This window comes from Ulvibacter sp. 2305UL32-6 (assembly GCF_058148545.1).
On sequence record NZ_JBYVKA010000001.1, the window covers coordinates 241094 to 266469 of the forward strand.

Sequence of the window (25376 nt, forward strand, 5' to 3'; positions counted from 1 at the left end):
GACAACTGACAAAAATCATACTATATCCCTTAAACAACGCCTAGTTTTGTACCCTAAATACAGGACATGGCTCAGCAACTTATATCAAAATACAATGTTCCCGGACCTCGTTATACTAGCTACCCAACGGTCCCTTATTGGGACAACGATTTATTCTCGCTAGACGGTTGGGAACTAAGTATTCAAAAGAATCTTTCCCAAAGTAACAAACCTGTAGGGATCTCGCTCTACATTCACCTACCCTTCTGCGAATCAATGTGTACCTTTTGCGGCTGTACCAAACGTATTACAAAGAATCACAGCGTTGAACTCCCATACATTGAAGCATTGCTCAAAGAATTACAGCTTTATCGCGATATTCTAAAAGAAAAACCTTCTATCGAACAATTACACTTTGGTGGCGGCACCCCTACTTTTTTTTCTTCGGAACACCTAGAAAAACTCCTTATCGGAATTTTTAAAATAGCCGATAAAGCACCCAACTGCGAATTTAGTTTTGAAGGTCATCCGAACAATACAACAAAGGAACATCTAAAAACACTCAATCGCTACGGATTTACACGAGTTTGCTACGGTGTTCAAGACTATAACGAAACCGTTCAAAAGGCTATTAATAGAATTCAACCTTTTGAAAATGTACAGCGCGTAACCCTAGAAGCTCGTGAAACTGGTTATAATTCGGTAGGACATGATATTATTTTCGGACTCCCATTTCAAACCTTAGTACATGTTGAGAACACCATTGAAAAAACGATTTCACTTATGCCAGATCGTATTGCTTTTTACAGCTATGCGCATGTGCCGTGGATCAAAGGAAATGGCCAAAGAGGCTATAGCGAAGCCAACCTGCCAAGCCCCGAAGAAAAACGACTTCAATATGAAACAGGGAAACAAAAATTACTCGATGCTGGCTATGTAGAAATAGGCATGGATCACTTCGCATTAAAAACTGATGCCTTACACAAGGCGCAAGAATATGGCTCTTTACACCGAAATTTTATGGGGTATACAACAGCTAAAACCAATATGATGATCGGTCTTGGTGTCTCTGCTATTGGCGATAGCTGGTTTGGCTTTTCACAAAATGTAAAAAGCCTAAAAGAATATTATCAAATTCTAGAAAACAATACTCTTCCTGTTATGCGCGGTCATTTGCTTACTCAAGAAGACCTTATCATTCGGCAACATATTCTAAACCTTATGTGTAAATTTCAAACATCATGGAAACTTCCTTCGGAAGTTTTCCTCGAATTACCACAGGTTTTAGAACAACTTAAGGAATTGGAAAAAGACGAACTCATTATGATTCAAGAACAATCTATTTCAGTTACCGAAAAAGGCAAACCTTATGTTCGAAATATCTGCTTGCCATTTGACCTTCGTCTACAACGTAAAAAGCCAGAAACGCAGTTGTTCTCTATGACTATATAAAAAAGTTGCCCTAATCAGCAATTGCGCGGTTGAATCAAGATGACTTGATCAAACCGCGAAATACAATATGATTATTCCTTCTTTTTGTCACCTTGTGACAGGTTATAAACTACAGCAACTAGGATAACACACACCAAGGCAAAAACGCCAATAAGTACGGTGCCCATTCCCCAGTCTACAAGTGGTAAAAAAAGTGTTTTCATCAGTAGAAATTTAAATTAATAGTACGTTTAGTGACACGAATGATGTGCCGAAATTTTTTGTTGTGATACATGAGAACTTGGTGAGAGATATGGAATTCCCAGACCTAATCCACGAACCACAAACCATAGACCTACAAACACCACAAAAACAGGTATCGCCTTTACAATTTTCTTTTTAACCGTTCCTTTTAAAAAATTCCCTAGGTAGGTAGCTGTAGTCATTAAAGGGACCGTTCCAAGTCCAAAAGCCCACATATACATCGCACCTTCCCAAGGTCCTCCAGCCGCCACCGAACCAAATACAGCCATATAAACCAAGCCACAAGGTAACAATCCGTTTAAAAATCCAATAGTAAAAAAATTGTCGGCCGATTTCCGCTTAAGGGCTTGTCCTAATCCCGACTTCACTTTACCAACCCAACGATACATAAATGAAGAACCATTGTATTTGCTAAAAATGCGTGTGGGTAATAGAATCGCCAAGATCATCAAGATCCCGATCGCAATAGAGACTTGCTGTTGTATTCCGAAGAGATTCAGACGTGTTCCTAAAAAGCCAAAAAGCAAACCTATGATTCCGTAAGTAAAAAGTCTCCCTAAATGATAACTGCCAATCTGAATAATTCGTTTCGCCTTGTTTTCCCGATCTACGGGCAACATAAATGCAATAGGGCCGCACATACCTACGCAGTGAAAACTGCCTAAAAGTCCAAATATGAGCCCGGTTAATAACATAATTAATACACTATTTCTTTTTTAAACTGGTAATTATTGCCTTCGTATACCCAGTTGATGGTAATGTTCCAACGACCATCCAACAAGCGTTTGTCAGGTATGAGCAAATTAGGATCTGTCAAGTCGATAGCGAAGTCAAAATCCAGTTGCTTGTTAGATGGTCTATATAGGAACACATTTCCAGTAATTTTTTTAGGATCGTAACCTTCTGGGAATGTAATTACATAACCTTCTGCCGTTTTCAATCCCTTAATTTGTTCTTCCATGGAAGCTGTATTCTGTTGTGCATAGATCATTTCCTGCAGTTCCATTTCTTTTTGATAATACTTTTCGGTCACCAGATCGTGATCCAGATTGTGATCGGTCATCATTCTAAATACAAAAAACATGATAAACCCAATAAAGAGCAGCATTCCAATAACCAGTCCCGTTCCCCAATTAAATTTCATAATGATACCTCAGCTTAGTGAGTTGGTTTTAATTAATTTTCTACTTTTTAGTTTCTAAAGAGCTCTCATTAGCAAGACCGTCTTGTAGGCGTTCCATCAATAGTTTTGCCTGACATGCCGCATTCGTTCCTGGTTGTCCGTTTTGACATCCTTTGCAGCAATTATCTTTTGTATGCTCTTTCATGTTTTAATATTTTAATCGGGTCCTTTTTCGCTAGCGACCAACATCCTTCGCAATTCTTGCGATGATGTAGCTGCATGTTTAATTATAGCTCCTCGGACCTAAAAATGCGGTTCGTGTAGTTTCAATAAGCTCATCCCCGCTATAAACTCCAATGGTCACTTTATCTTTATCACCACTTAACGCGCTCGCATTAAGTTCAACAAATAATGTTCCTTTTGCCAATCCTCCAGCGGGTACCGAAAACGTGTCATGAGAAACTATCGTTACTGAACCTTTATGTGACATAAGCTCAAAGCGTACATCCTTAATTTCTAAATTAGTTTTATTTACTAGTTTGTAAGTATATACATTACTGATCACACCGTCTGCTTTACGCTCGTATAACTGCCCTGGAAGGCGTAAGATATCAGCTTCAACATCATTCCGAAGAAAAAGCATGCCTGATAATACTGCGATCAAGATCCCTAATACAACAACATATCCTTTTAGACGTGGTGTAAATTCAAACTTGGTCTTCTTTTCAATTTCCTCTTCACTTGCATAACGAATTAGGCCTTTAGGCAGATCGACCGCCTCCATGATCGTATTACAAGCATCAATACACGCCGTACAGTTTACACATTCCAGTTGTGTTCCGTTTCTAATATCAATTCCTGTGGGACATACTTGCACACATTGAAAACAATCTATACAATCACCTTTTCCTGTGGCTTCCCTGTCTTCATTCTTTTTAAATTTCGCGCGTCCTTCTTCCTTTTCACCTCGCTTATGATCATAGGCAACTACGACAGATTTAGTGTCGAGTAGCACGCCCTGGAGTCTTCCATAAGGACAAACAATAATACATACCTGTTCTCTAAACCACGCAAATACAAAGTAAAAGACACCTGTAAAAATAAGGAGAGAGATAAACGTACTCATATGCTCTGAAGGTCCATCTGTTACATAGCGCAACACACGATCACTACCAATTAAATAGGCTAAAAATATGTTAGCTATTAAAAAAGAAATGATAAAAAAGATGATCCATTTTGTAACACGTTTCCTGATCTTTTCAGCATTCCAAGGCATTTTAGCCAAACGGATCTGCTTACCTCGATCCCCGTCGATCCAGTATTCTATTCGTCGAAATACCATTTCCATAAAAATGGTCTGCGGACAAACCCAACCACAGAATAAACGTCCAAAAGCAACTGTAAACAAGATCACAAAGACAACCCCTACCAGCATCATGATCACAAAAATGTAAAAATCTTGAGGCCAAAATGGAAATCCGAAAATATTAAATCGGCGTTCTAAAACATTAAACATCAAAAATTGATGCCCATTGATTTTGACAAAGGGGGCTACAAATAAAAAAAGTAAAAGCACATAGCTTACGTATTTTCTGTACTCATACCATTTACCTACAGGTTTTTTTGGAAATACCCATGCCCGTTTCCCTTCTTCGTTTAACGTTCCTATGGTATCTCTAAAATTATCTTGTCCTTGCTCTGCCATAACTTATTATTCACTATATCCGTTAACCGTACTGTTCTATTTTATGCAACATAAGTCCAGCAATGTTAATCCCTCGCTGTTTAGCCTTGTCAGCCACTACTCCCGCAAAATGAGAGTCAATTGTTTTATTCCACAATGATAACCATGCGTCGAAATGCACCTGTTGCATACTGGTCTTTTTACTTAATTGAATATGCTTATCCATTGGGTTTCCTTTAAATGACATGCTTCCCAAAAGGATCGTTTCCCAAAAGGAATACATCTTCGGAAGATGCTCGTCCCAATTTACCTGAGCCACTTCATTAAATATGTAACCAATAGTTTCGTCTTGCCTTACCAGATCATAAAATTGATTTACCAACAACTCAATATCCTCTCTGGTTTCAATATCGCTCATGATTCCGCAGTAAAAATGATCATAAATATTGCGTCTGTCTCGGCTATAACAGAATGCGGAGTCTCTAATGGGATTTCAAACGTATCGTAACAATTCAATTCATGTACTACTTCTGGAAGGTGAAAATGAACTGTTCCTTGCAAAACATATAAGATTGCTTTTGATGGTGCCACATGTTTTTTTAGCTCCACATTTTTGCCTAAACCAATAGCAATAACTCTAGTACCTCCATGATTCTGAAGTGTGCGCACCACTGGCCGATCACTATTTTTTAATTCTTTGGCAATTTCTTTTAGCATGGCATGGTGTTCTTTAGTACTCTAAGAATCGTGTATTATTTATCTGTCTGACCTTCCAAATTAAGCTCAACCGCTACATCTGGAATTACCACCTCTACCTGAGTAGAATCGATGACTTCCGTTTTTATCACATCATCGACGGGTACATTTTCATCAACCCAAATATCTCCCTCAGGTGCTTTAGGCTCTGCAGGTGTTGTGCCTCGTAAACTCATTACATAACTGGCTACTTGTGCCATTTCAGATGGTTTTAGATCAGTTTTCCATGAAACCATTCCTTTCCCGGCGCGACCTCCTTCAGAAATAGTATTAAAGATATTTTTAATACCTCCACCTAATATCCAGTTATCATCAGTCAGGTTAGGACCAATTCCTCCTCCACCATCTGCTTTATGACAAGCAATACAGTTTTCAGTAAAAACATTTTTACCTGCACTGAGGTCACTTGCATCTGTAAGTAATTCTACTGTGTTAACGTCAATAAGATCTTTGGCCGTTCTTTTGTATTCTTCAATTTCAACTTTGGCCTCGGCGACCGCGATAGCGTATTCTTCATGCTGATTTACGTCGTCAAAAACGTGATAACGAACCATGTACACAACAGCAAAAATGATCGTTGCATAAAAACCGTACACCCACCATGGCGGTAGATTATTATCAAGTTCTTTTATTCCATCATAATTGTGGTCTAACAGGATCTCGTCTTCAGCCTCCATAGGCTTATCACCTAAGAGCTTTTTATAAACCCTTTTAATACCGCTAAACTGATTTTCTTTTGCCAGCACTGTTTCTTGATCATATCGAATGCGCGCATCAGGACTCAAGGTTCGGTATAAAATATTACGCAGCGCTGCTATACAGATTTCTCCGGCAATGTAAATAAGTGTAATAATTCCAAGCACAGCCCACAGCCATGGTTGTTCTACAAATGCCGAGCTATCTCCCGCGCTACCACTCCAGTGAAGCAGTAAAAACCCTATAACAACAAAGGCTAGTATCCTTAAATAAGCTGATCCTTTCATATCGTTTCATTATTTTGGTTGGTATCCTCTAATGGAATATGACTCACTTCATCAATATGTTCCTTCTTAGCCGTAAACACCCATAAAAACAAGGCGACAAAGAAGAAGAAGAAGATAAGTAGTGAGATCATAGGATAGATCTCAACTCCATCTATGTTTTCTAAATTTCCTTTTATAAATTTTAGCATGATTATTCGTTTGAGTTGGTTGTTACTTCTTCGCTGGTTTTGATTTTTATATCAGTACCTAAGCGCTGTAAATAGGCTATAATAGCCACAATTTCACGATCACGCATATCCACAAAATCTTCTCCATTCTCTTCGGCATATTTTTTATCAGCTTCATAGGTTTTAGCAAAGTCAGGATCGTTGTATAAATTCTGCTCTATTTTGGTTCCTTGTTCAGTCATCCAGGTTTGAGCACGTGCTATATCTTCGTCTGTATATGGAACACCTAAAGTTACCATAGCTTCCATTTTTGTTTCCGTATTACTCTTGTCTAAGGTTGCTCCGATAAGCCATTTGTAGGATGGCATGATAGAACCAGAAGAGGTACTCTGAGGATCATAGAAGTGATTTAGGTGCCAGTTGTCACTGTATTTTCCACCTACACGAAGCAGATCAGGTCCTGTACGTTTACTACCCCATAAAAACGGATGATCATATACGTATTCACCAGATTTTGAATATTCACCATAGCGTTCAACCTCACTTCGGAAAGGACGAATCATCTGTGAGTGACAACCCACACAACCCTCGCGTATGTATATATCACGGCCTTCCAACTCTAAGGGTGTATATGGTTTTACAGTTGAAATAACCGGCACATATTCTTCTACCATTAAGGACGGAACGATCTGTACCATTCCTCCAATAAGGATAGCAATAGTAGCATAAATTGTCAATCTTACAGGACGTCTTTCTAACCAAGTGTGATATCCTTCTTTTGCAGTTCGCTTTTTAGTAACGCGCTCTAAAGGTGCTGCTTCGGCAAGATCGTCTGTTACTTTGCTTCCTTGTTGTATTGTTTTTACCACGTTATAAAGCATGATAAAGGCACCCACTATATATAATGAACCACCAATAGCACGCATCCAATACATTGGGATGATCTCATTAAGCGTTTCTAAAAAGTTTCCGTAGGTGAGTGTTCCGTCTGGATTGAATTGCTTCCACATAGATGCTTGTACAAAACCAGCAACATACATAGGAAGTGTATACATAATGATTCCTAATGTTCCTACCCAGAAATGCGCATTCGCGAGTCCTATTGACCAGAGCTTTGTTTTAAACAAGCGAGGAACCAACCAATAGATCATTCCGAAGGTCAAGAAACCATTCCAACCCAAGGCGCCTACGTGTACATGGGCAATGATCCAATCGCTAAAGTGAGCAATAGCGTTTACGTTTTTTAACGAAAGCATAGGACCTTCAAAGGTTGCCATACCATAACAGGTAATGGCCACAACCATAAACTTTAAAACTGGATCGGTTCGTACTTTATCCCACGCACCTCGCAGTGTTAGGAGTCCGTTGATCATCCCACCCCAAGATGGTGCGATCAACATAATAGAAAATGCTACCCCTAGGTTCTGAGCCCATTCGGGCAATGAAGAATACAACAAGTGGTGAGGTCCAGCCCAGATATAAATAAATATCAAAGACCAAAAGTGCACAATAGATAGTCGGTATGAATATACAGGACGATCTGCTGCCTTAGGAACAAAGTAATACATAAGCCCTAAAAACGGCGTTGTTAAGAAAAAGGCAACGGCATTATGACCGTACCACCATTGTACTAATGCATCTTGCACCCCAGCATAGGCCGAATAACTTTTAAAGGCACTTACAGGCAACTCAATACTATTTACAATATGCAAAACCGCAACAGTTACAAAAGTCGCCAAGTAAAACCATATTGCAACATACAGGTGACGTTGTCTCCTTTTAATCATTGTTCCAATGAGGTTTGCCCCAAATGCAACCCAAATGATAGCGATCGCAATATCGAACGGCCATTCTAATTCGGCGTATTCCTTTGAAGTTGTATACCCCAATGGGAGCGTTATTGCTGCTCCAACTATAATGGCCTGCCAACCCCAAAAATTAAGGTTGCTCAACCAGTCTTTCCACATACGAGCCTTTAGTAATCTTTGCGTAGAATAATAAACACCCGCAAAGATGGCATTACCCACAAAGGCAAAAATGACGGCATTGGTATGCAGGGGTCGTAAACGCCCAAAACTTAACCAAGAAATACCATCGGTAACATTTGGAAATAAGAACATAAAGGCGAGTAGCAGTCCGACAGACATACCAATGATACCCCAAAAAATGGTGGCGTAGACAAACTTCTTTACGATCTTGTTATCGTAATAAAACTGTTCTGTTTGCATAATATAACTAGTTATTTGATTGGTTCAAAACGGTTGATTTTTTCTCTTTGGAAGGTGATTTTTCTTTGACAAGTTCGTCTTCAAAAAGCATCCTTACTGAAGGTGTATATGTATCGTCATATTGGCCTTTTCTCACAGAAATGACAAAGGCTATAAAAAACACAACAGCAACAATAACGCTTATTGTAAGAAGCAAATAAATGATACTCATACCTACCTGAATTAAAAATGTAAAATTAGTCTGAAGGTCTTGTAGAAAAGATGACTTTTGTCAGTTCTTCTCTATTTTTTGACCCAAATCTAACTTTTTCTTTATTTATCTGACTTCCTATTAAATAGGTTGCCAAAGTGGTAAAAACCACTATACTAATAGAACTTAATGGCATTAAAATGGCCGCAACAACAGGAGCTAGGTTTCCGCTAACGGCAAAACCCAAGCCTACCAAGTTGTATAACAAGGAAAACACAAAGGCATATTTAATTACACTAATTGCTCTTTTTGATAGTCTCATAAAAGTTGGTAGATCTGAAAAACGCGTGGCATCCATAATACCATCACAAGCTGGCGAGAAGAGAGTAATATCTTCCGAGACCACAATACCAACATCACTCTGTGCAAGTGCACCCGCATCATTTAAACCATCACCAACCATCATAACGCGCTTCCCTTCTTTTTGAAGTGATTCTATAAAAGCTAGCTTGTGATCTGGCTTCATATTAAAATGTAATTGAGCAGAATCGGGTAACAGTTCTTTTAAATATTTTTTTTCACCATCATTATCCCCCGAAAGAATTACAATTTCACAGCTTTGCCCAATCTCCTTAAAAATCCTTTCCATTCCAGTTCTATAGCTGTTAGAAAATACGTAGCACCCTTTATAGGCGTCTGCTGTGGCAATATGAACTTCAGTACGACCCGTATTTAACACCTCTGTTTGTAGATTCATTTGCGTGTACTGCTTAGAAACCGCCGCATCTTTTCCAACAAAGGACGAACTTCCTATTTTGATCTCCGAAACACCATGAACGCCAATAATTCCTTTCCCTGTTTCTTCCGTAAAATCATCGAGTGTAAACACGTCATGCTGTCGTAACATTTTATACAGAGCCCTACTCAACGGATGACTAGAAGCTCTAAGCGTACTGGTAAGGAGCTGTTTTTCTTCTTCGGAAAGCGAGATCCCCTCATAAGCGATCACATTTTTATTATTTGTAGTAAGCGTTCCAGTTTTGTCAAAAACAACCGTATCAATTGCTGCCATTTGTTCAATCACATGGCTTTCTTTTAAATAGAACTTCTCATTTCCGAAGATACGCAACATATTCCCTAAAGTAAAGGGTGCGGCCAATGCGAGGGCACACGGACAAGCAACGATAAGAACCGCTGTAAAAACATTAAAAGCGATGCTAGTATCTACAAATAACCAATATGTTGTTGCCAGAACAGCAATGAGCAAAATACCAATGGTAAATCGTCTACTTATTTGATTGGTGATCGTGTCAAAAGTGCTGGCTTTGTTCTTATTAAACACGGTGTTATTCCACAATTTTGTAAGGTAGCTCTGCGCAACTGGCTTTAAAACATCCATTTCAATAATGCCGGCTTGTTGCCTCCCTCCTGCAAAAATAGTATCGCCAACTTTCTTTAAAACGGGTTCAGCCTCTCCAGTTACAAAACTGTAATCAATAAGAGCTGTTCCCTTTAATAATATTCCGTCGGCAGGAATGAGCTCGGCATTTCTAATCAAGATTCTATCACCCTTTTTAAGATCATACACTTGTACATATTCTTCATCTTGAGTCGATCTGCCAACTAAACGGGTTACCGCCATAGGGAAATACGATTTGTAATCTCGTTCAAAAGATAAAAAAGCATATGTTTTCTGCTGAAATAATTTTCCTAAGAGTAAAAAGAACACCAAACCAGCAAGACTATCAAAAAAACCTGTTCCCCAATGCATAATAATCTCAAGCGTTGAACGTAGAAATAAGACGGTTATCCCAATGGCAATAGGTACATCAATATTGAGCACGTGCGATCGTAAACCTTTATAGGCAGAGATAAAATAATCTTGAGCGGCGTAAAATACAACGGGAACGGAAAAAGCAAACATAAGCCAACGAAACAAGCCCTTAAATTGGTCTAGCCAAAACTCATTGACCTCAAAATATTCGGGGAAAGATAAAAACATGATGTTTCCAAAGGCAAAACCTGCCACGCCCAATTTGTAGATCAAACTTCGATCTACTGACGATCTTTTTTTTGAAAAATCATCTAAAGAAATACTCGGCTCATAGCCAATACGAGATAGTAAAATCACGAGTTCTTTGAGCGAAATTTCTTCGGAAGCAAAGGTGATTCGTACGGTTTTCTTAGGAAAATTCACCTGTGAATGAATAACGCCCGGATGCATCTTTTGTAAATTTTCAAGCACCCAAATACACGAACTACAATGTATATGAGGGATGGTAAAAGAAACGATCTGAGTACCTTGCTCATCGAATTCTAAGAGCTTTTGCACAATGGCTTCGTTCTCTAAATAATCGAATGCGGTCTTTGTTTCGGATGGTGATTTACCCGGATTTGCTTGAAGTTCGTAATAATGAGACAAATCATTTTCTTGAAATATCTCATAGACTGTTTTACAGCCATTACAGCAGAAATTTTTGCCTTGATATTCCAGAACCGAGTCGTAACAATCGTCACCACAATGATAACACGTTTCCATAAATTTGCTTATACCTTGGAACAAATGTCTATAAATATGGCAGTTCTAAATATGATTTTTGTCAGTCGCTATTGAAATCTTCAAAATTCTTAAAATCATTTCTTTGGAAAATAAGCGCTATTGATTAGATTTACAATCTATGGGAGATCACCATCACACTGGAAGGTGCGAAAACTGCATTATTAGACAAATGAATAGTTTTAACGCCTTGAAAAAAGAGGAATTAAAGCGTATCTCTGACAATAAGGTTACCAAATCTATCAAGAAAGGCGAAGTATTATTTAAAGAGGGTGAACGCCTCAATGGTGTCTTCTGTATTCGCGACGGGGCTTCAAAACTTTCTAAATTAAGCAATAATGGGAAAGACCAGATCGTTAAAATTGCCACCAAAGGTGAAGTTATGGGGCAACGTTCTGTAATCACTTCTGAAGCTACCAATTTGAGCGCGGTAGCCCTTAACGACATGGAAGTGTGCTATATTCCGAAGGAACATATAAAACAAAGCCTTCATAAAAATCCAGATTTTACGCAGGCAGTTTTAAAACATATGGCCAACGAACTAAAACTCGCTGATGACAGTATTGTGACCATGGCACAAAAAAATGTAAATCAGCGTTTGGCACAAGTACTGCAATATCTCGAAACCAATTTTGGCACCGACAAAGATGGGTATTTGACCCTAAGCCTGTCTCGTGGCGACATTGCCAATGTGGTTGGCACAGCCACAGAACTGTGTATACGCACATTGGCAAAATTTAAGAAAGAAGGGATTATTTCTACCCAAGGCAAACGCATCAAAATTGAAGACCCAAAAGCCTTGTCGCAAATAATAGGCGGTTTCTAGACGCTCTTACATACGAATGGTAAGAACCGGCACTGTAGCGTGATTTGCGACATCTTCAGAAATACTTCCTCTAAAGAAATGTGCAATTCCTTGTCTACCGTGAGTGGGAATCGTAATTAAATCGGCATTTATCAATTGACTATATGCAAAAACTCCGTCTTCAACTGTATAGTCTGAAACAACTGTTACTTCTTTGATCTTTTCGGCTAACTTAGGTTCATTTGCAGCTTCAAAAAATTCATATAATAACTTATCGATCTCACTAGTGCGTTTAAAAGACGGGCCTGGAGTATTGACATAAAGTAATTTCATTTTAGCTCCAAAACTCTCAAAAAATGTTTTTGCTTTGTGATAGGCTTCCATGGTTTCTTCAGAAAAATTAGAAACATACACTCCTGTTTCCATTTTAAAATCTGATGTAAATTGTTTGATGATTAGCACCGGTATCTTGGCAGAACGAACAACCTTCTCTGTATTTGAACCTACAAGCATCTCTTCAATTCCGCTACTTCCATGCGAACTCATTATTACAAGGTCAACATTGTTTTCAGCAACTACATCGTTCAATTCTGAAAAATTTTTATACTTCTTAATTACTTCTCTTACAGGAATACCCTCTAAATACGGTTTGTCTAAATACTCTGCAAATCGCTTTTCAGTAAGCTTCATATAAAATATAGACTCTAGCGCATTGGAAGATTCTTCTTTTGTAAGGATGCTATCTTTAATACCTGCCATATGCACAATTAGTAATTCGGCTTCTTGCTTTTTAGCAATACTTGCGGCAGCACGAAGTGCATTTTCAGAATGAGTAGAGAAATCTGTTGGTACTAATAAGGTTTTCATGTTTTTTTTACATTTTGGTTAGCCCAAAGATAGCTTCAGAAAACAAAAATTTAACTGACAAAAATCATAGTTTTGGTAAGATTTAGGCAGCATATTTGTCGTAATAATTTAGCCATTATATAATAAAATCAATGGACATAACACTCATTGTACAAAACTTACGGTGTTCTGAGTGTGAACATATTATTCGTAAAAAACTCGCTAGTATCCCAGAAGTTTCAAAGGTTTCGGTGGATATAACTATTGGGGCAGTTTCTTTTGATTATGGCACGCACAATGCTCTGGAAGGCGTAAAGTTAAAGCTACAATCCTTAGGATATCCTTTGGCAAATAGTACCAATAATTTAGGAACCTAAACTCGATAGAAGTTCAATTAATAACACTAAAAGCAAAAAAGCCCATTTTCATGGGCTTTCTTAAATTAGGTTTGTTGATGGATAGTGTTAATACATATTCTGAAGTGCAGTAACATCATTCCCATTAAATTCACCTGTTGCATTTGAACTAAAACATGCTAGCATTATAGACGATGAATCGTATCCGGTTGGAGTTCCCGTTATATGGTTCGCACCATAGCTACCAGTTCCTTCGTTTACATTCTGACCACAACTTTGACGACTAAACCAGTCTGTATGACGGAAGCCCACAGAGTGACCTATTTCATGTGTAAGTACGTGCTCATTAACGTCTGTAGAATAGCCTTCTAAATTGTAAATCTGAACAAATTGGTACGGTAAGCCTCCACTAGGAAACCCAGCTACACCACCAGCGCCATTATTGCTCGAAGAAGTGTCATAGACTACCATATCTTTGCTTTGCCAGTCGGCACCAAATGTAAGTGTAAAACTAATTGAGACTCCGCTTAGGCGGTTGTAGTTATTGACAGCCCACTGTAAAGCTGTTCTAGCTTTAGAAGAAAGCGCTACACCACTACCTGTATATCCAATAATAGAAATATTTCTACCCTGACTTACAAGATTGTTGGTGCGATATTGTCTTGAAGTTATATCTACAGCGCCTAGAGCTCTCAATTGCTCTTCGGTCATTGAAACATCCTCTTCAATAAAAATTCGTTCCTCTACGGTTCCGTTGGGGAGAACGAAATCGCCATAGCGAACGAAATTGCTGTTTAGTTCCAATTTATTGACAATGTCAATTAATTCTTGTGGAACTTGCTTAGTACTGTTTGCTTCTTTCTCAGCTTCTTGAACACTGTCTGTGTCTTTAGAGCAAGAAACTAGAAGCAGGCTAAGGGTGAGGATTCCCAGTAGCCGGTTTGTTAATTTTCTCATAGTTAATGAATTAAAAATTAGTGAATAATAAATTAGGTTAACCAGAGAACAATTTAAGAATAAAAATTAATATTTGTAGGAAATTTCCTAAATAATTATCAATTATACACTTTATCGATAATTACTTTAGGTTTTCGGCAAGGATTTAGTAATTTTTATTGGATTTCCGCACTTAGACCCGCGTCCAATAATAGGCTACAGCGCGGTTTAAGATCATCAAGATCGCCTGTTTTTACGGTACATTTTCCTTTATAATGAACAATAATAGAACATTGTTCGGCTTGTTCGGGAGTATGGTCACAAGCATAAATAAGCGTATCAATCACATGATCAAAGGTATTTACCTCATCATTGAACAATACAATTTGGTTCTGATTTTTAACTTCTTCCTCTACGAGGGTATCTTCCTGATATTTTTCTTGAGTACTCATAACATCATTAAAATTCTGAAAACTAATTGTAAACCCCAAAAATTTAACTAAAATCTGTGATTTCGAGATGCTTCCACCAGTTAAATAAACAATTTGCTTTTAAAAATATTGTATCAATTACGCTAAAATAAACTTAGCTGCAACCCAGTTATTTCGTTCTTTATTTCCCTCAAAAGTAAAACCTAAAGCCTCACAACATTGTATGATCATGGGAAGATCTTCGGTATAGAAACCGCTCAAAAAGAGCCACCCCCCTGGCAATAAGCTTTCGCGATATACATGCATATCATTTAAAAGAATATTTCTGTTTATGTTGGCGATCACTGCATGATAGGTTTGCTTCGGAATTTTTGCTGCATCTCCTAATTGCACCCGAATATTCTTGGCATTATTCCGTTCAATATTTTCTTCGGAATTCTCTACGCACCAAGGGTCAATATCAATAGCGTCTACTAAAGCCGCACCACGCATTTCGGCTAAAATGGCTAAAACCGCTGTACCGCAGCCCATGTCTAATACTGTTTTATTTCCAAAATCATGCTCTAGGATATGCTGAAGCATCATATGCGTGGTTTCGTGATGTCCCGTACCAAACGACATCTTCGGTTCTATAATAATTTCGTAAGTTACCTTCGAAGGCTTGTGAAAGGGCGCTCTTACAGCACATTTCCCATCCACTTCTATAGGTTGGAAATTCTTTTCCCAAGCTTCGTTCCAGTTGATCTGTTCAATTTCCGAAGAAGTAAAACTGATCTGAAATTCGGCAGAAGACAACACCTGAATGTCATTTAATATACTTTCATTCCATTCGGCCTTTTGTATGTAAGCCTCAACACCATCTTCCGTCTCAACAAAACTCTCAAAGCCTGCATAGCCAAGTTCGGCGATTAAGATCTCAGTCCCTGGCTGGAGCGGAGAAACGGTAAAAACATATCCTATATAGATCACAGTTATATTATTTAGTAGTATTAAACGCGTTTACAATAGCCATAAAACTAGTGGCATCCAACGCAGCTCCACCTATGAGTCCGCCGTCAACATCTGCTTTTCCAAATATTTCGGCAGCATTATTGGGTTTTACACTCCCGCCATATAAAATAGAAACTTTCTCTGCAACCTGTTTCGAGTAGTTCTTAGCGATACAATCCCGTATAAAGGCGTGCATTTCTTGGGCCTGCTCCGGACTCGCAGTTTCGCCTGTGCCAATAGCCCAAACCGGCTCATAGGCCAAAATTATATGGCTCCAGCTCTTTTCAGCAACATGAAAAATGCCATTCTGTAATTGTTCTTCAACTACTTTAAAATGGTTGCCTGCTTTGCGATCTGCCAGTTCCTCACCAAAGCAATAGATCACAGTCATATCATGCTTTAAGGCAGTATTTATTTTTTCTGAAAGCAGCTCATTCGTTTCACCAAAATAGGCTCGGCGCTCGCTATGACCCAAAATAACAACCTCAACACCTACGCTTTTAAGCATACTCGCTGAAATTTCTCCTGTAAAGGCTCCACTTTCGGCTTGGTGCATATTTTGTGCCGCCACGGTAATAGGATGATCGGTGAGGGAATTAAATGCATGATTTAAATTCACAAATGATGGCGCCACCATGACGTGAACGTCTTCAGGGATCACTTGCGCTTTTAGATCTTTAAGAAGCAATTCTGTTTGGGCAAGATCGTTGTTCATTTTCCAATTACCGGCTACTATATTCTGTCTCATTTTTGTTTCTTTTATGCTAAACTTTGTACTAAACTATTGTTGACTAATCTTAGGATCAAGCCATCCGTAGATAACATCGACCAGGATATTAATTATTATAAACAAGGTTGCGATCACGATCACAGCACCCATAATGATAGGTAGATCCAAGGTATTGAGCGCATCAACGATTTCCTTACCAAGGCCATTCCAACCAAAAATATATTCTACAAATACTGCGCCTGCAAGCATTGAAGCGAACCAACCAGAAATTGCCGTCACTACGGGATTCAGTGAATTTTTGAGCGCGTGCTTCCTAATGATCGTCCAAAACGACAGGCCTTTTGCTTTTGCAGTTCGAATATAATCTTGATTAAGGACTTCCAAAAGTGAATTACGCATCAACTGGCTTACAACGGCCAGAGGTCTAATCCCCAATACAATCGCGGGTAAGATCAAATTTTTCCACTGAATAAATCGTCCTTCTCCAAAATCATCAACCGCATAGAGGCTACCCGTCATGTTTAAATGGGTATATTCATTTAGTAAAAAGCCGAAGATCCACGCAAATAAAATAGCACTAAAAAAGGACGGAACGCTCATCCCGAATGTACTCACTAATTGGATCAACTTATCAATAAAACCATCTTTAAAAAGCACCGAGACAATTCCCAAAAGTACTCCAATAATGATAGCAATTGTTATGGCAGAAATAGCCAAAATAAAGGTGTTAGGAAGTGTCTCGGCTATTACTGTACTTACCTCTTTACCATTCTTCTGAAATGATTCTCTCAAATAAGGGTACTTGAGTACTACTTCCGTTTTTCCTATTGTAAACAAACGCGTTGCTTCGTATTTTCCTTCCGAAGGAAATGTATAATCTGTCGTATTCGTACTGTGAAAAGACAAAGGTGAGAGATCATTCAGATAGTATAGATATTGCATCCCAATTGGCTTATCAAAGCCATACTTTTTCTTTACCAAGGCCACCTGCTCAGCATTTTCATTTTGTCCAAGCATCATTCTGGCGGGATCACCAGGTAATATATTAAAAAGAAAAAAAATGACAGTCACCACTCCAAAAAGCGTTAACAACGCGTATCCTAATTTTTGAAGTAGATATCGTATCAAGGCTTATTCTTTTATATCATCCATCGTTAGGACTTTGTATTCAAAATCTTCACCAAATAAAATTTTCGCGTATTCTTCGATCGTATTTTTATATCCGGTTTTAGCGCGTAAGGTGTTTACATTTTCAGGATCCTGTATCGGCCAGATAAATTCGCCCATCGATTCTCGATATGCGCCCTGAGTTCCATAGATCTGCGGTTTGTTTTGATCCATCAAATAACGATCTTCCATCATAGCAACCATTCTAAACGGAATTTCACCCGCTTCGCCTGCTTTCTTTATCATAGGAAAATATACAGGAATCTGTTCCATACTGTGTTGAATTACATACCATGCCGCCTCATTTGTTGGTTCTCCAACTATCGATTTTCCAGGATATCCACGTTCTTTTAAGATGGTTTCAACATAGGCTTGGTTAGATTCATCAATCACATGCTGCATATCCCAAAGCGACTTGTCTGAGTAGTCACTATGACCTAAGCCCATTTCAGCACCTTTTGCCGCTCTTTCCTCTAGAGATTCAATCTGCATCAACGTACGATACTGTTGATCTAGCTTCCCGATGCTATCTAGTTTACGTTTTAATTGAAAATCTAAATTTGGAATTGCACTAGGTAGTTCTTTTAAAATTAATTTATCAACATCATTAAAGTGAACCTTTTGTGTGATGGTACCTTTTTGAAGTTCAATGATCCCTGGATTACTACGTACAATCGTTTTTAAGGTTGTTTCATCACAGAAGTAGAAATCGAAATTAAGACCGTATTTTTCGGTGAGATCTTCGGTTAGTTCACGTGAAGAAGCAGACATACCAATAACTGTATACCCTTTCTTTATCGCTTCATTTGTTATATCACGCACTGGAAAAAATCCATCCATTTCGGCATTGCTTAAACTATACGCAATTACAACAATAAGATTCTCGGAGTTTAAGAACTTTTCAGTGAAATCGGTATCATCTCGCTCTATGCTGAAATCGTGCACTGGTGGTTCGTAGCCCGCTTGAAGCTCGGTGGTTTCTACACTTATAAATTCACCATCTACTTGCGGATAGTCTCCACTAGTCTTGATCACCTCTTCGGAACCGTTTATATTAAATTTCCATGCGTATTCAAAAATAGGCTTAGGAGCACCTTCGGGAACTTGCATTCCTTCGGAAATGTTCTTCCCAATGGCATAAGCTCTAAAATCTACTACCGGAAGGTGTTGCAATACATGATATCCTAAAAACAAACAGCCAATTAATGAAACGAATACAAGAATGCTTCGGGCACCTTTACTAAAGAAAGGTTGAATATATTTCCTTCCGAAGAAAAGTATCAGGATCAACACTAGAAGAACAATATCTTTCCAAAATGACTCCCAAGGGGTTAATTTTAGTGCGTCACCAAAGCAACCACAATCGGTTACTTTATTGAAATACGCCGAGTAGAACGTAAGAAATGTAAAGAAAACGATCATGAGCAATAAGCTCCATAGCGTAAACTTTTTAGCATACCCTAAAATGATCATGACACCCAGCATAACTTCAAAGATCACAATGACCACGGCCAAGCCCAATGCGTAAGGAACCAAAAACTCTAGGTTAAGAACATCTGGAGCAAAATAGTCCTTCAGTTTAAAAGAAAAACCAACAGGATCATTCAATTTGATCAATCCACTAATGATAAATAATACACCTACAAATATGCGACTAACGCCTACGAGAACTCTCATACAAATAATTTATTACAAAAATTAAACACATCGCCAAGGCAATGCTACTATAATGTTTTACTGTGCTTCCAAATGGATCATGGCAAAAACCGCGTAATTGATCATGTCTTGATAATTCGCGTCTATACCTTCGCTAACCAAAGTTTTTCCTTGATTATCTTCTATCTGCTTTACCCGAAGCAATTTTTGCAAGATAAGATCGGTTAGAGAACTTACACGCATATCGCGCCAAGCTTCTCCATAATCATGATTTTTGTCTAACATGAGTTGCTTGGTAATCGCTATTTTTTCGTCATAGAGCTGCGTAGCATCTTCCAACGAAAGGTCGGGTTGTTCAACCACCCCTTTGTCCAGTTGGATCAAAGCCATCACCGAATAGTTGACTATACCAATAAACTCGCTTATCTCGCCTTCATCTACTTTGCGTTCGGCATTTTGCTGTAAACCGCGAATACGTTGTGCTTTTATAAAGATCTGATCGGTCAGGGATGGTAATCGTAAGATTCGCCAAGCGCTTCCGTAGTCCTTCATTTTATTGATAAACAAGGCCCTACAGGTTTCAATAACATCATTATACTGCGAGGAAGTGTCTGCCATAGCGATTGTGTAAGATTTTGCGTAAATTTCGCTTAAATTGTTAAGAGTTCAAAGCCGAAAGGCGAAAGTTTAAAGTTGATTTTTGCTGAAAAATAACGAATTTAAATTATACTGTATTATTTATTCCAATAGTATCTTTCATATCCACAGTGTTAAAACCCACTAACTCGTCCATGACTATTAATTGCAAAGGAAATCTCATAGATCTATCAACTCCAAAGGTCATGGGCATCATAAACGTAACTCCAGATTCATTTTATGACGGCGGGAAAAACTATACTCTTGATGATGCCATAACACAGGCGCGCACTCATATTGAAGCTGGAGCGACCTTTCTCGACATAGGCGGATATAGTTCCCGACCCGGTGCTTCGGAAGTTTCGCAAACAGAAGAAATTGCACGTACCATCCCTATTATTGAAGCTATTTCAGCAGTTTTTCCATCAATACCGATTTCAATTGACACCTTCCGAAGTGAGGTTGCAAAAGAAGCTATTGTAAAAGGCGCAGCCTTGGTAAATGATATTTCTGGAGGTCAAGCTGATGAAGCTATGTTTAAAATGGTAGCCGAAGCGGGTGTTCCCTATATTCTTATGCATATGCGTGGCACACCTCAAACCATGACACAATTCACCCAATACAAAGATGTAACACGTGATGTTCTTTATTATTTTTCTGAACAATTAGCTAAGGCGAGAGCAGCAGGTATTAACGATATTATTGCCGACCCAGGTTTTGGTTTTTCAAAAACAAGAGAACAAAGCTTTGAACTTCTCAAGAATCTAGAGTTTTTCAAGACATTAGGAATTCCTTTTTTAGTCGGCCTATCGCGCAAATCACTTATTTATAAAACCTTAGAAACGCAAGCTAGTGAAGCGCTTAATGGAACTTCTGCATTAAATAGTATTGCCCTTTACAAAGGCGCTTCGATCTTACGCGTACACGATGTAAAAGAAGCTGTAGAATGTGTAAAACTGTATGAAATGCTGAGTGGAGTTGCTAAAAATATTTAAATAAAAAAAGTACATTTACAAAAACCTCTTGCCTTTGGATTTATTGGATTTTACAAAATTTAGAGTTATTGACGCCATCGATATTTTATTGGTAGCGGTGCTTCTTTATTATATGTATCGGTTGGTAAAAGGTACCGTGGCCATCAACATTTTTGTTGGAATTGTCATTATTTATGCCATTTGGCGTCTCACCGTGCTCTTGGAAATGGAGCTTCTTAGTAAAATTCTGGGCGGTTTCTTAGGCGTAGGAATGTTTGCATTGATTGTTGTATTCCAGCAGGAGATCCGGAAATTTCTACTCATGTTGGGTTCTACTAATTTTAGTGCTCGAAAACGGGTTTGGAAACGCCTCAAACTTTTTACTGGCACCGATCAAGTTTCATCTACCAATGTTGACGCGATCATAGATGCTTGTCAAAGTATGAGCCTAACCAATACTGGAGCCCTTATTGTCATTAAACGTAACAATAGTCTTGAGTTTGTAAAAAACACTGGAGATAGTATGCATATTGCAGTAAACAAACCAATTATAGAAAGTATTTTCTTTAAAAATAGTCCGCTACATGATGGAGCCATGCTCATTGAAGAAAATTTTATCAAAGCGACCCGAGTGATTCTGCCTGTATCAAACGATAGAAAAATTCCATTGCGGTTTGGACTACGTCACCGCGCAGGAGTTGGTGTTACTGAAAAGTGCGATGCTGTTTGCTTGATCGTTTCGGAGGAAAACGGACAAATATCTTATTTAAAAGATGGCGATTTTGTGCTGTATGAAGATATTGATCAACTACGAGAACTAATTAAAAAAGATTTAGGGTAATGACAACTTGTAAAAATTGCCAACTCACATTGAGTGATAATGATCGCTTTTGCAACGCTTGTGGCGCAAAAGTGATTGATCGTCGCATTACCATGAAATCATTACTAACTGAATTTGCTACCGCATTTTTTAGTATTGATTCCAGTAAACCTGTACGAACTTTTTTTCATCTTTTCAGCAAACCTGAAGTGGTAATTGGCGGCTATATTGATGGAGTTCGTAAAAAGTATATCCATGCTTTCGGATACTTTACCATTGCATTAACGCTGTCTAGTTTTTTCTTTTTTGTCTTTCTAAAATGGTTCCCGGATGCCTTAAACTATCAATCATCAATGTTTAGCGCAAACGCTGAGCAGGCCAAAATGTCGGCCGACATAAACAAATCTATTTTTGAGTATACTTCACTAATATTTTTTCTGACTATTCCTTTTTTAGCAGCCATTTCACGTCTGGTTTTTCTTAAAAACAAAAAATACAATTACGCCGAGCACCTAATTATTGCGTTATATGCGTATTCTCACGTTTCCATTTTAGTTACACTGCTCTATTTGATGACTGTTTGGTATTTTCCTGTTTTCCAAGTAATCACTATTGCAGCACTTCCTATTCAAGTAATTTTCTACGGGTATGTTTTAAAGCGCTTATACGGGTTGAGCGTGCTCCAAATACTACTTAAAACATTGCTATTTGGCCTCATTTTGATCCCCTTACTTTTTATAACCATGTTAATTATAGGGATCATCATGTACACAGGCGGTTATATGGATGGTATGATAGAAGCTCAGAAGGCCGCAGCGCAGCAAAAGATAGGCTATATAGCTTCTTCGGTCATAAATTGGACCTCGTAAAGATTTCTATAGTAACCATTTTTACGCTGAAGCAATTCTTTATGCGTCCCCGTTTCCACAATTTTTCCAGCATCCATTACTAAGATCTTATCTGCTTTTTTGATGGTTGCTAAACGATGCGCGATCACAATAGAAGTTCTATTCTTTGTAATTTTTTCGGTGGCTGTTTGAATCATTTCTTCGGAATAAGTATCTACTGAAGACGTTGCTTCATCTAAGATCAAAATACTAGGCTTACTCACATATGCACGCAAGAAAGCGATAAGTTGACGCTGCCCAGAAGAAAGCATCGAACCGCGTTCCTTAACGTTGTAATGATAGCCATCTGGCAGTGAAGTAATAAATTTATGCACTCCAATTTCTTTAGCAGCCGCTATGACTTCTGCTTCGGAAATAGCTTTATCATTTAAAGTAATATTATTTAATATCGTATCGGCAAAGAGGAAAACATCTTGTAATACGACCGCAATCTCTGAACGTAATGAGTCCAGTGTGTATTCTTTAATGGAAACGCCATCTACCAAAATAACTCCACTATTAATTTCATAAAATCGATTGAGCAAATTAATGATCGTACTCTTTCCTGCTCCAGTAGCTCCTACGATTGCTATTGTTTCACCTGCTTTTACACTGAACGAAATATCTCGTATCACTTCTTCGCCCTCAACATATCCGAAACATACATGCTCAAAATCAATACGTCCTTCCGCTTTGGTCAATACTTTTGTACCTACATCCTCGATATGAGATTGTGTATCTAAAATTCCGAAGACACGATTGGCAGCTACCATTCCCATTTGCAACGAATTAAACTTATCTGCAATTTGACGCAACGGTCTGAATAACATTTGTGAAAGTTCAATAAAGGCTGTGATCAAACCTAAAGTGATGATACCTCCACCAGCAGCATTCAATCCTCCGTACCACACTACGAGTCCGATGGCCACACTTGAAGTCATCTCAGCAATTGGAAAAAAGATCGAATTATACCAAACCGTCTTTACCCATGCCTTTTTATGTTTTTCATTAATTTCTTTAAATCGCTCGTATTCTATGTCTTCACGGTTAAAGATCTGCACGATCTTCATTCCTGTAATTCGTTCTTGAACAAATGAATTTAAATTGGCCACTTGGTTTCTCACTTCTTCAAAGGCTACTTTCATAGCCCGCTGAAAGAGACGAGTTGCATAAATAACAATGGGTAAGATGGCAAAAACTATAAGTGACAAACGCCAACTTTGATAGAGCATAAACCCAGCGATGACAAACATTTTTAGCAAATCGCTAATGATCATAAAAAGACCCTGACTAAAGATAGAAGAAATGGTTTCAATATCGTTAACCGCTCTTGTGGTCAAACGACCCACGGCACTTTTATCAAAATATTTCATTCTGAAACTCAACATTAAGGTGAAGAGTTTTACGCGAAGATCCTTAATAACACTTTGTCCGAGCCAATTCGAATAATAAATAAATGCAAACTGAAACAGCACTTCAAAGACAAGTACTACGAGCATTAAAATTATAAAGTATAAAAAACCTTCGGCATCTTGTGGAACGATAGAAGTATCTATAGCTTCCTTAAGCAAATACGGTCTAAGTACGGCCAATACAGACATGGCCACTGCGGCGAAAGCCACAAAATAAAATACCAATTTGTAGGCGTTTGTAAATTTCAACAAACGTCTGAATAGTTTAAAATCGAATGCTTTTCCGCTTTCCGCCATATCACTCCCTACCTTGGTAGGGCTTTTATTTTATAAATAGATCTTCAGGGTACGCTACTTTGGTCAGATATAATCCATGTGCTGGCGCAGAAGCACCAGCTTTACTGCGTTGTTTATCCTGAATGATTTTATGTAATTGCTCAATAGTTATCCTTTTGTGACCTAGATCTAACAAAGTTCCAACGATCGCTCTAACCATATTCCGAAGAAAACGATCTGCTTCAATGGTAAAAGTAAGCAAATCTTCCTGCTGTGTCCAACTCGCTTTTCTAATATCACAAAGGTAGGTCTTGACATCGGTTTTTGAACGAGAAAAGCATTGAAAATCTTGATAATCCAATAGTAAAGCAGCCCCGTCATTCATCAATTCTACATCAGGCCGATGAAACGTTTGAAAGGCCAAATTTTGCAGAAAAGGATCTTTCCGCAAAGAAACCACATATTTATACTCTCTTGCAACCGCATTAAATCGCGCATGTGCATCGGGAAGTACCTTAACGATAGACCGTATTGAAATATCGGCAGGAAGAAATGAATTCAGTTTAAAAATAGTTTCATCAATATTTTGAAGCCCCTCCAAATCAGTATGCAAGATCAGCTGCTTGGCATGTACGCCAGCATCGGTACGGCCAGCCGCAACAACTTGAACATCCTTTCTAAAAAAGGTACTCATACTTGTCTCCAAAACTTCTTGTACGGTGATTGCATTGGGTTGTTTTTGCCAGCCGCAATAGTTTGTGCCGTTATAAGCGATGTCAATAAAATAACGCATAATTTTTCTTCGGAAAGGCAAAAATACGGAATTGCCGTGATGATTGAATGATTGAATGATTGAATGATTGAATGATTGAATGATTGAATGATTGAATGATTGAATGATTGAATGATTGAATGATTGAATGATTGAATGATTGCTAAGTTTACAAAAAATAGCTATTCCAAAGAGTAAGATTAAAAACGTACTTGTTCAATTTTATTCCTTCTTCTTGATTCATGCTTCCAACACCCAATCAACTATTCAATTAACTTCCGTCTTCGGTCTTCACACTTCGGTCTCAAAAATCAATATCT

Annotated in this window: 28 protein-coding genes; 6 read left to right on the forward strand and 22 right to left on the reverse strand. The window is 38.3% G+C overall.

Features of this window, described 5'->3' with window-relative positions:
* Window positions 1–66 precede the first annotated feature (66 nt).
* Window positions 67–1431: an oxygen-independent coproporphyrinogen III oxidase gene (gene hemN / locus ACY2RU_RS01170; protein ID WP_490136569.1), complete on the forward strand. Its 1365-nt coding sequence runs from the start codon at window positions 67–69 to the stop codon at window positions 1429–1431.
* Window positions 1432–1502: 71 nt separating this feature from the next.
* On the opposite strand, the gene ACY2RU_RS01175 is transcribed toward hemN, so the two are convergent.
* The 12 genes from ACY2RU_RS01175 to ACY2RU_RS01230 all read right to left on the reverse strand — a co-directional run bounded on the left by ACY2RU_RS01175 (window position 1503) and on the right by ACY2RU_RS01230 (window position 11344).
* A complete protein-coding gene (locus tag ACY2RU_RS01175; protein WP_490136570.1) occupies window positions 1503–1634 on the reverse strand; it encodes a hypothetical protein in 132 nt (43 codons plus the stop codon).
* 27 nt (window positions 1635–1661) lie between these two features.
* The gene (locus tag ACY2RU_RS01180; protein ID WP_490136571.1) at window positions 1662–2369 is read right to left on the reverse strand and encodes a sulfite exporter TauE/SafE family protein; all 708 of its coding nucleotides are present in this window, start codon (window positions 2367–2369) and stop codon (window positions 1662–1664) included.
* A gap of 2 nt (window positions 2370–2371) precedes the next feature.
* Entirely contained in the window at window positions 2372–2818 is a 447-nt protein-coding gene (locus ACY2RU_RS01185) for a FixH family protein (protein WP_490136572.1), read from the reverse strand.
* 40 nt (window positions 2819–2858) lie between these two features.
* On the reverse strand, window positions 2859–3002 hold the full coding sequence (locus ACY2RU_RS01190) for a hypothetical protein (protein ID WP_490136573.1): 144 nt from the start codon (window positions 3000–3002) through the stop codon (window positions 2859–2861).
* A 78-nt stretch (window positions 3003–3080) separates the two neighbouring features.
* Complete coding sequence (gene ccoG, locus ACY2RU_RS01195) at window positions 3081–4502, reverse strand: cytochrome c oxidase accessory protein CcoG (RefSeq protein WP_490136574.1); 1422 nt, start codon at window positions 4500–4502, stop codon at window positions 3081–3083.
* A 22-nt stretch (window positions 4503–4524) separates the two neighbouring features.
* Window positions 4525–4899: a group III truncated hemoglobin gene (locus ACY2RU_RS01200; RefSeq protein ID WP_490136575.1), complete on the reverse strand. Its 375-nt coding sequence runs from the start codon at window positions 4897–4899 to the stop codon at window positions 4525–4527.
* Window positions 4896–5198, reverse strand: coding sequence for a cupin domain-containing protein (locus ACY2RU_RS01205; protein ID WP_490136576.1), 303 nt, complete (start codon window positions 5196–5198; stop codon window positions 4896–4898). The genes ACY2RU_RS01200 and ACY2RU_RS01205 overlap by 4 nt, the downstream gene beginning before the upstream one ends.
* 35 nt (window positions 5199–5233) lie before the next feature.
* Window positions 5234–6220: a cbb3-type cytochrome c oxidase N-terminal domain-containing protein gene (locus tag ACY2RU_RS01210; RefSeq protein WP_490136577.1), complete on the reverse strand. Its 987-nt coding sequence runs from the start codon at window positions 6218–6220 to the stop codon at window positions 5234–5236.
* Window positions 6217–6408 carry a CcoQ/FixQ family Cbb3-type cytochrome c oxidase assembly chaperone gene (locus ACY2RU_RS01215; protein WP_490136578.1) on the reverse strand — a complete coding sequence of 64 codons (192 nt, stop codon included), beginning with the start codon at window positions 6406–6408 and terminating at the stop codon, window positions 6217–6219. The genes ACY2RU_RS01210 and ACY2RU_RS01215 overlap by 4 nt, the downstream gene beginning before the upstream one ends.
* Before the next feature lie 2 nt (window positions 6409–6410).
* On the reverse strand, window positions 6411–8615 hold the full coding sequence (gene ccoN, locus ACY2RU_RS01220; RefSeq protein WP_490136579.1) for a cytochrome-c oxidase, cbb3-type subunit I: 2205 nt from the start codon (window positions 8613–8615) through the stop codon (window positions 6411–6413).
* Between the two features lie 7 nt (window positions 8616–8622).
* Window positions 8623–8826, reverse strand: a complete 204-nt coding sequence (ccoS, locus tag ACY2RU_RS01225) for a cbb3-type cytochrome oxidase assembly protein CcoS (protein WP_490136580.1) — start codon at window positions 8824–8826, stop codon at window positions 8623–8625.
* A gap of 25 nt (window positions 8827–8851) precedes the next feature.
* Entirely contained in the window at window positions 8852–11344 is a 2493-nt protein-coding gene (locus tag ACY2RU_RS01230; RefSeq protein WP_490136581.1) for a heavy metal translocating P-type ATPase, read from the reverse strand.
* A gap of 190 nt (window positions 11345–11534) precedes the next feature.
* On the opposite strand from ACY2RU_RS01230, the gene ACY2RU_RS01235 reads away from it, so the two are divergent.
* Entirely contained in the window at window positions 11535–12188 is a 654-nt protein-coding gene (locus tag ACY2RU_RS01235) for a Crp/Fnr family transcriptional regulator (RefSeq protein ID WP_490136582.1), read from the forward strand.
* 6 nt (window positions 12189–12194) lie between these two features.
* Here the strand turns inward: ACY2RU_RS01235 and ACY2RU_RS01240 are convergent, their stop codons facing one another.
* Complete coding sequence (locus ACY2RU_RS01240; protein WP_490136583.1) at window positions 12195–13034, reverse strand: universal stress protein; 840 nt, start codon at window positions 13032–13034, stop codon at window positions 12195–12197.
* A gap of 131 nt (window positions 13035–13165) precedes the next feature.
* Here ACY2RU_RS01240 and ACY2RU_RS01245 point away from each other — a divergent pair, with 131 nt between their 5' ends.
* Window positions 13166–13390 carry a heavy-metal-associated domain-containing protein gene (locus ACY2RU_RS01245; RefSeq protein ID WP_490136584.1) on the forward strand — a complete coding sequence of 75 codons (225 nt, stop codon included), beginning with the start codon at window positions 13166–13168 and terminating at the stop codon, window positions 13388–13390.
* 87 nt (window positions 13391–13477) lie between these two features.
* On the opposite strand, the gene ACY2RU_RS01250 is transcribed toward ACY2RU_RS01245, so the two are convergent.
* The 7 genes from ACY2RU_RS01250 to ACY2RU_RS01280 form a co-directional block, all read right to left on the reverse strand.
* Complete coding sequence (locus ACY2RU_RS01250) at window positions 13478–14326, reverse strand: M57 family metalloprotease (protein WP_490136585.1); 849 nt, start codon at window positions 14324–14326, stop codon at window positions 13478–13480.
* A 155-nt stretch (window positions 14327–14481) separates the two neighbouring features.
* Complete coding sequence (locus tag ACY2RU_RS01255) at window positions 14482–14757, reverse strand: ATP-dependent Clp protease adaptor ClpS (RefSeq protein WP_490136586.1); 276 nt, start codon at window positions 14755–14757, stop codon at window positions 14482–14484.
* Between the two features lie 117 nt (window positions 14758–14874).
* A complete protein-coding gene (prmA, locus tag ACY2RU_RS01260) occupies window positions 14875–15711 on the reverse strand; it encodes a 50S ribosomal protein L11 methyltransferase (RefSeq protein WP_490137457.1) in 837 nt (278 codons plus the stop codon).
* Window position 15712: 1 nt separating this feature from the next.
* Complete coding sequence (tpiA, locus tag ACY2RU_RS01265) at window positions 15713–16474, reverse strand: triose-phosphate isomerase (protein WP_490136587.1); 762 nt, start codon at window positions 16472–16474, stop codon at window positions 15713–15715.
* Window positions 16475–16507: 33 nt separating this feature from the next.
* Window positions 16508–17584: an ABC transporter permease gene (locus tag ACY2RU_RS01270; protein ID WP_490136588.1), complete on the reverse strand. Its 1077-nt coding sequence runs from the start codon at window positions 17582–17584 to the stop codon at window positions 16508–16510.
* Window positions 17585–17587: 3 nt separating this feature from the next.
* Window positions 17588–19300, reverse strand: coding sequence for a BT_3928 family protein (locus tag ACY2RU_RS01275; protein ID WP_490136589.1), 1713 nt, complete (start codon window positions 19298–19300; stop codon window positions 17588–17590).
* Between the two features lie 57 nt (window positions 19301–19357).
* The gene (locus ACY2RU_RS01280; RefSeq protein WP_490136590.1) at window positions 19358–19897 is read right to left on the reverse strand and encodes a DUF1599 domain-containing protein; all 540 of its coding nucleotides are present in this window, start codon (window positions 19895–19897) and stop codon (window positions 19358–19360) included.
* A gap of 173 nt (window positions 19898–20070) precedes the next feature.
* On the opposite strand from ACY2RU_RS01280, the gene folP reads away from it, so the two are divergent.
* The 3 genes from folP to ACY2RU_RS01295 are packed head-to-tail and all read left to right on the forward strand — an operon-like array spanning window position 20071 to window position 22578.
* Window positions 20071–20910, forward strand: a complete 840-nt coding sequence (gene folP / locus ACY2RU_RS01285; protein WP_490136591.1) for a dihydropteroate synthase — start codon at window positions 20071–20073, stop codon at window positions 20908–20910.
* Window positions 20911–20953: 43 nt separating this feature from the next.
* Entirely contained in the window at window positions 20954–21730 is a 777-nt protein-coding gene (locus tag ACY2RU_RS01290) for a diadenylate cyclase (protein ID WP_490137458.1), read from the forward strand.
* Window positions 21730–22578, forward strand: coding sequence for a DUF3667 domain-containing protein (locus ACY2RU_RS01295; protein WP_490136592.1), 849 nt, complete (start codon window positions 21730–21732; stop codon window positions 22576–22578). The genes ACY2RU_RS01290 and ACY2RU_RS01295 overlap by 1 nt, the downstream gene beginning before the upstream one ends.
* Here the strand turns inward: ACY2RU_RS01295 and ACY2RU_RS01300 are convergent.
* Both ACY2RU_RS01300 and truA read right to left on the reverse strand, forming a co-directional pair.
* Window positions 22542–24305: an ABC transporter ATP-binding protein gene (locus tag ACY2RU_RS01300; protein ID WP_490136593.1), complete on the reverse strand. Its 1764-nt coding sequence runs from the start codon at window positions 24303–24305 to the stop codon at window positions 22542–22544. The two genes, ACY2RU_RS01295 and ACY2RU_RS01300, sit on opposite strands and share 37 nt — an antisense overlap.
* Before the next feature lie 25 nt (window positions 24306–24330).
* Window positions 24331–25077, reverse strand: coding sequence for a tRNA pseudouridine(38-40) synthase TruA (gene truA / locus ACY2RU_RS01305; RefSeq protein WP_490136594.1), 747 nt, complete (start codon window positions 25075–25077; stop codon window positions 24331–24333).
* Between the last annotated feature and the right edge of the window lie 299 nt (window positions 25078–25376).

Bases quoted from the DNA above. Each gene is read 5' to 3' on its own strand.
- hemN (WP_490136569.1), top strand. From the start codon at position 67: ATGGCTCAGCAACTTATATCAAAATACAATGTTCCCGGACCTCGTTAT.
- ACY2RU_RS01175 (WP_490136570.1), bottom strand. From the start codon at position 1,634: ATGAAAACACTTTTTTTACCACTTGTAGACTGGGGAATGGGCACCGTA.
- ACY2RU_RS01180 (WP_490136571.1), bottom strand. From the start codon at position 2,369: ATGTTATTAACCGGGCTCATATTTGGACTTTTAGGCAGTTTTCACTGC.
- ACY2RU_RS01185 (WP_490136572.1), bottom strand. From the start codon at position 2,818: ATGAAATTTAATTGGGGAACGGGACTGGTTATTGGAATGCTGCTCTTT.
- ACY2RU_RS01190 (WP_490136573.1), bottom strand. From the start codon at position 3,002: ATGAAAGAGCATACAAAAGATAATTGCTGCAAAGGATGTCAAAACGGA.
- ccoG (WP_490136574.1), bottom strand. From the start codon at position 4,502: ATGGCAGAGCAAGGACAAGATAATTTTAGAGATACCATAGGAACGTTA.
- ACY2RU_RS01200 (WP_490136575.1), bottom strand. From the start codon at position 4,899: ATGAGCGATATTGAAACCAGAGAGGATATTGAGTTGTTGGTAAATCAA.
- ACY2RU_RS01205 (WP_490136576.1), bottom strand. From the start codon at position 5,198: ATGCTAAAAGAAATTGCCAAAGAATTAAAAAATAGTGATCGGCCAGTG.
- ACY2RU_RS01210 (WP_490136577.1), bottom strand. From the start codon at position 6,220: ATGAAAGGATCAGCTTATTTAAGGATACTAGCCTTTGTTGTTATAGGG.
- ACY2RU_RS01215 (WP_490136578.1), bottom strand. From the start codon at position 6,408: ATGCTAAAATTTATAAAAGGAAATTTAGAAAACATAGATGGAGTTGAG.
- ccoN (WP_490136579.1), bottom strand. From the start codon at position 8,615: ATGCAAACAGAACAGTTTTATTACGATAACAAGATCGTAAAGAAGTTT.
- ccoS (WP_490136580.1), bottom strand. From the start codon at position 8,826: ATGAGTATCATTTATTTGCTTCTTACAATAAGCGTTATTGTTGCTGTT.
- ACY2RU_RS01230 (WP_490136581.1), bottom strand. From the start codon at position 11,344: ATGGAAACGTGTTATCATTGTGGTGACGATTGTTACGACTCGGTTCTG.
- ACY2RU_RS01235 (WP_490136582.1), top strand. From the start codon at position 11,535: ATGAATAGTTTTAACGCCTTGAAAAAAGAGGAATTAAAGCGTATCTCT.
- ACY2RU_RS01240 (WP_490136583.1), bottom strand. From the start codon at position 13,034: ATGAAAACCTTATTAGTACCAACAGATTTCTCTACTCATTCTGAAAAT.
- ACY2RU_RS01245 (WP_490136584.1), top strand. From the start codon at position 13,166: ATGGACATAACACTCATTGTACAAAACTTACGGTGTTCTGAGTGTGAA.
- ACY2RU_RS01250 (WP_490136585.1), bottom strand. From the start codon at position 14,326: ATGAGAAAATTAACAAACCGGCTACTGGGAATCCTCACCCTTAGCCTG.
- ACY2RU_RS01255 (WP_490136586.1), bottom strand. From the start codon at position 14,757: ATGAGTACTCAAGAAAAATATCAGGAAGATACCCTCGTAGAGGAAGAA.
- tpiA (WP_490136587.1), bottom strand. From the start codon at position 16,474: ATGAGACAGAATATAGTAGCCGGTAATTGGAAAATGAACAACGATCTT.
- ACY2RU_RS01275 (WP_490136589.1), bottom strand. From the start codon at position 19,300: ATGAGAGTTCTCGTAGGCGTTAGTCGCATATTTGTAGGTGTATTATTT.
- ACY2RU_RS01280 (WP_490136590.1), bottom strand. From the start codon at position 19,897: ATGGCAGACACTTCCTCGCAGTATAATGATGTTATTGAAACCTGTAGG.
- folP (WP_490136591.1), top strand. From the start codon at position 20,071: ATGACTATTAATTGCAAAGGAAATCTCATAGATCTATCAACTCCAAAG.
- ACY2RU_RS01295 (WP_490136592.1), top strand. From the start codon at position 21,730: ATGACAACTTGTAAAAATTGCCAACTCACATTGAGTGATAATGATCGC.
- ACY2RU_RS01300 (WP_490136593.1), bottom strand. From the start codon at position 24,305: ATGGCGGAAAGCGGAAAAGCATTCGATTTTAAACTATTCAGACGTTTG.
- truA (WP_490136594.1), bottom strand. From the start codon at position 25,077: ATGCGTTATTTTATTGACATCGCTTATAACGGCACAAACTATTGCGGC.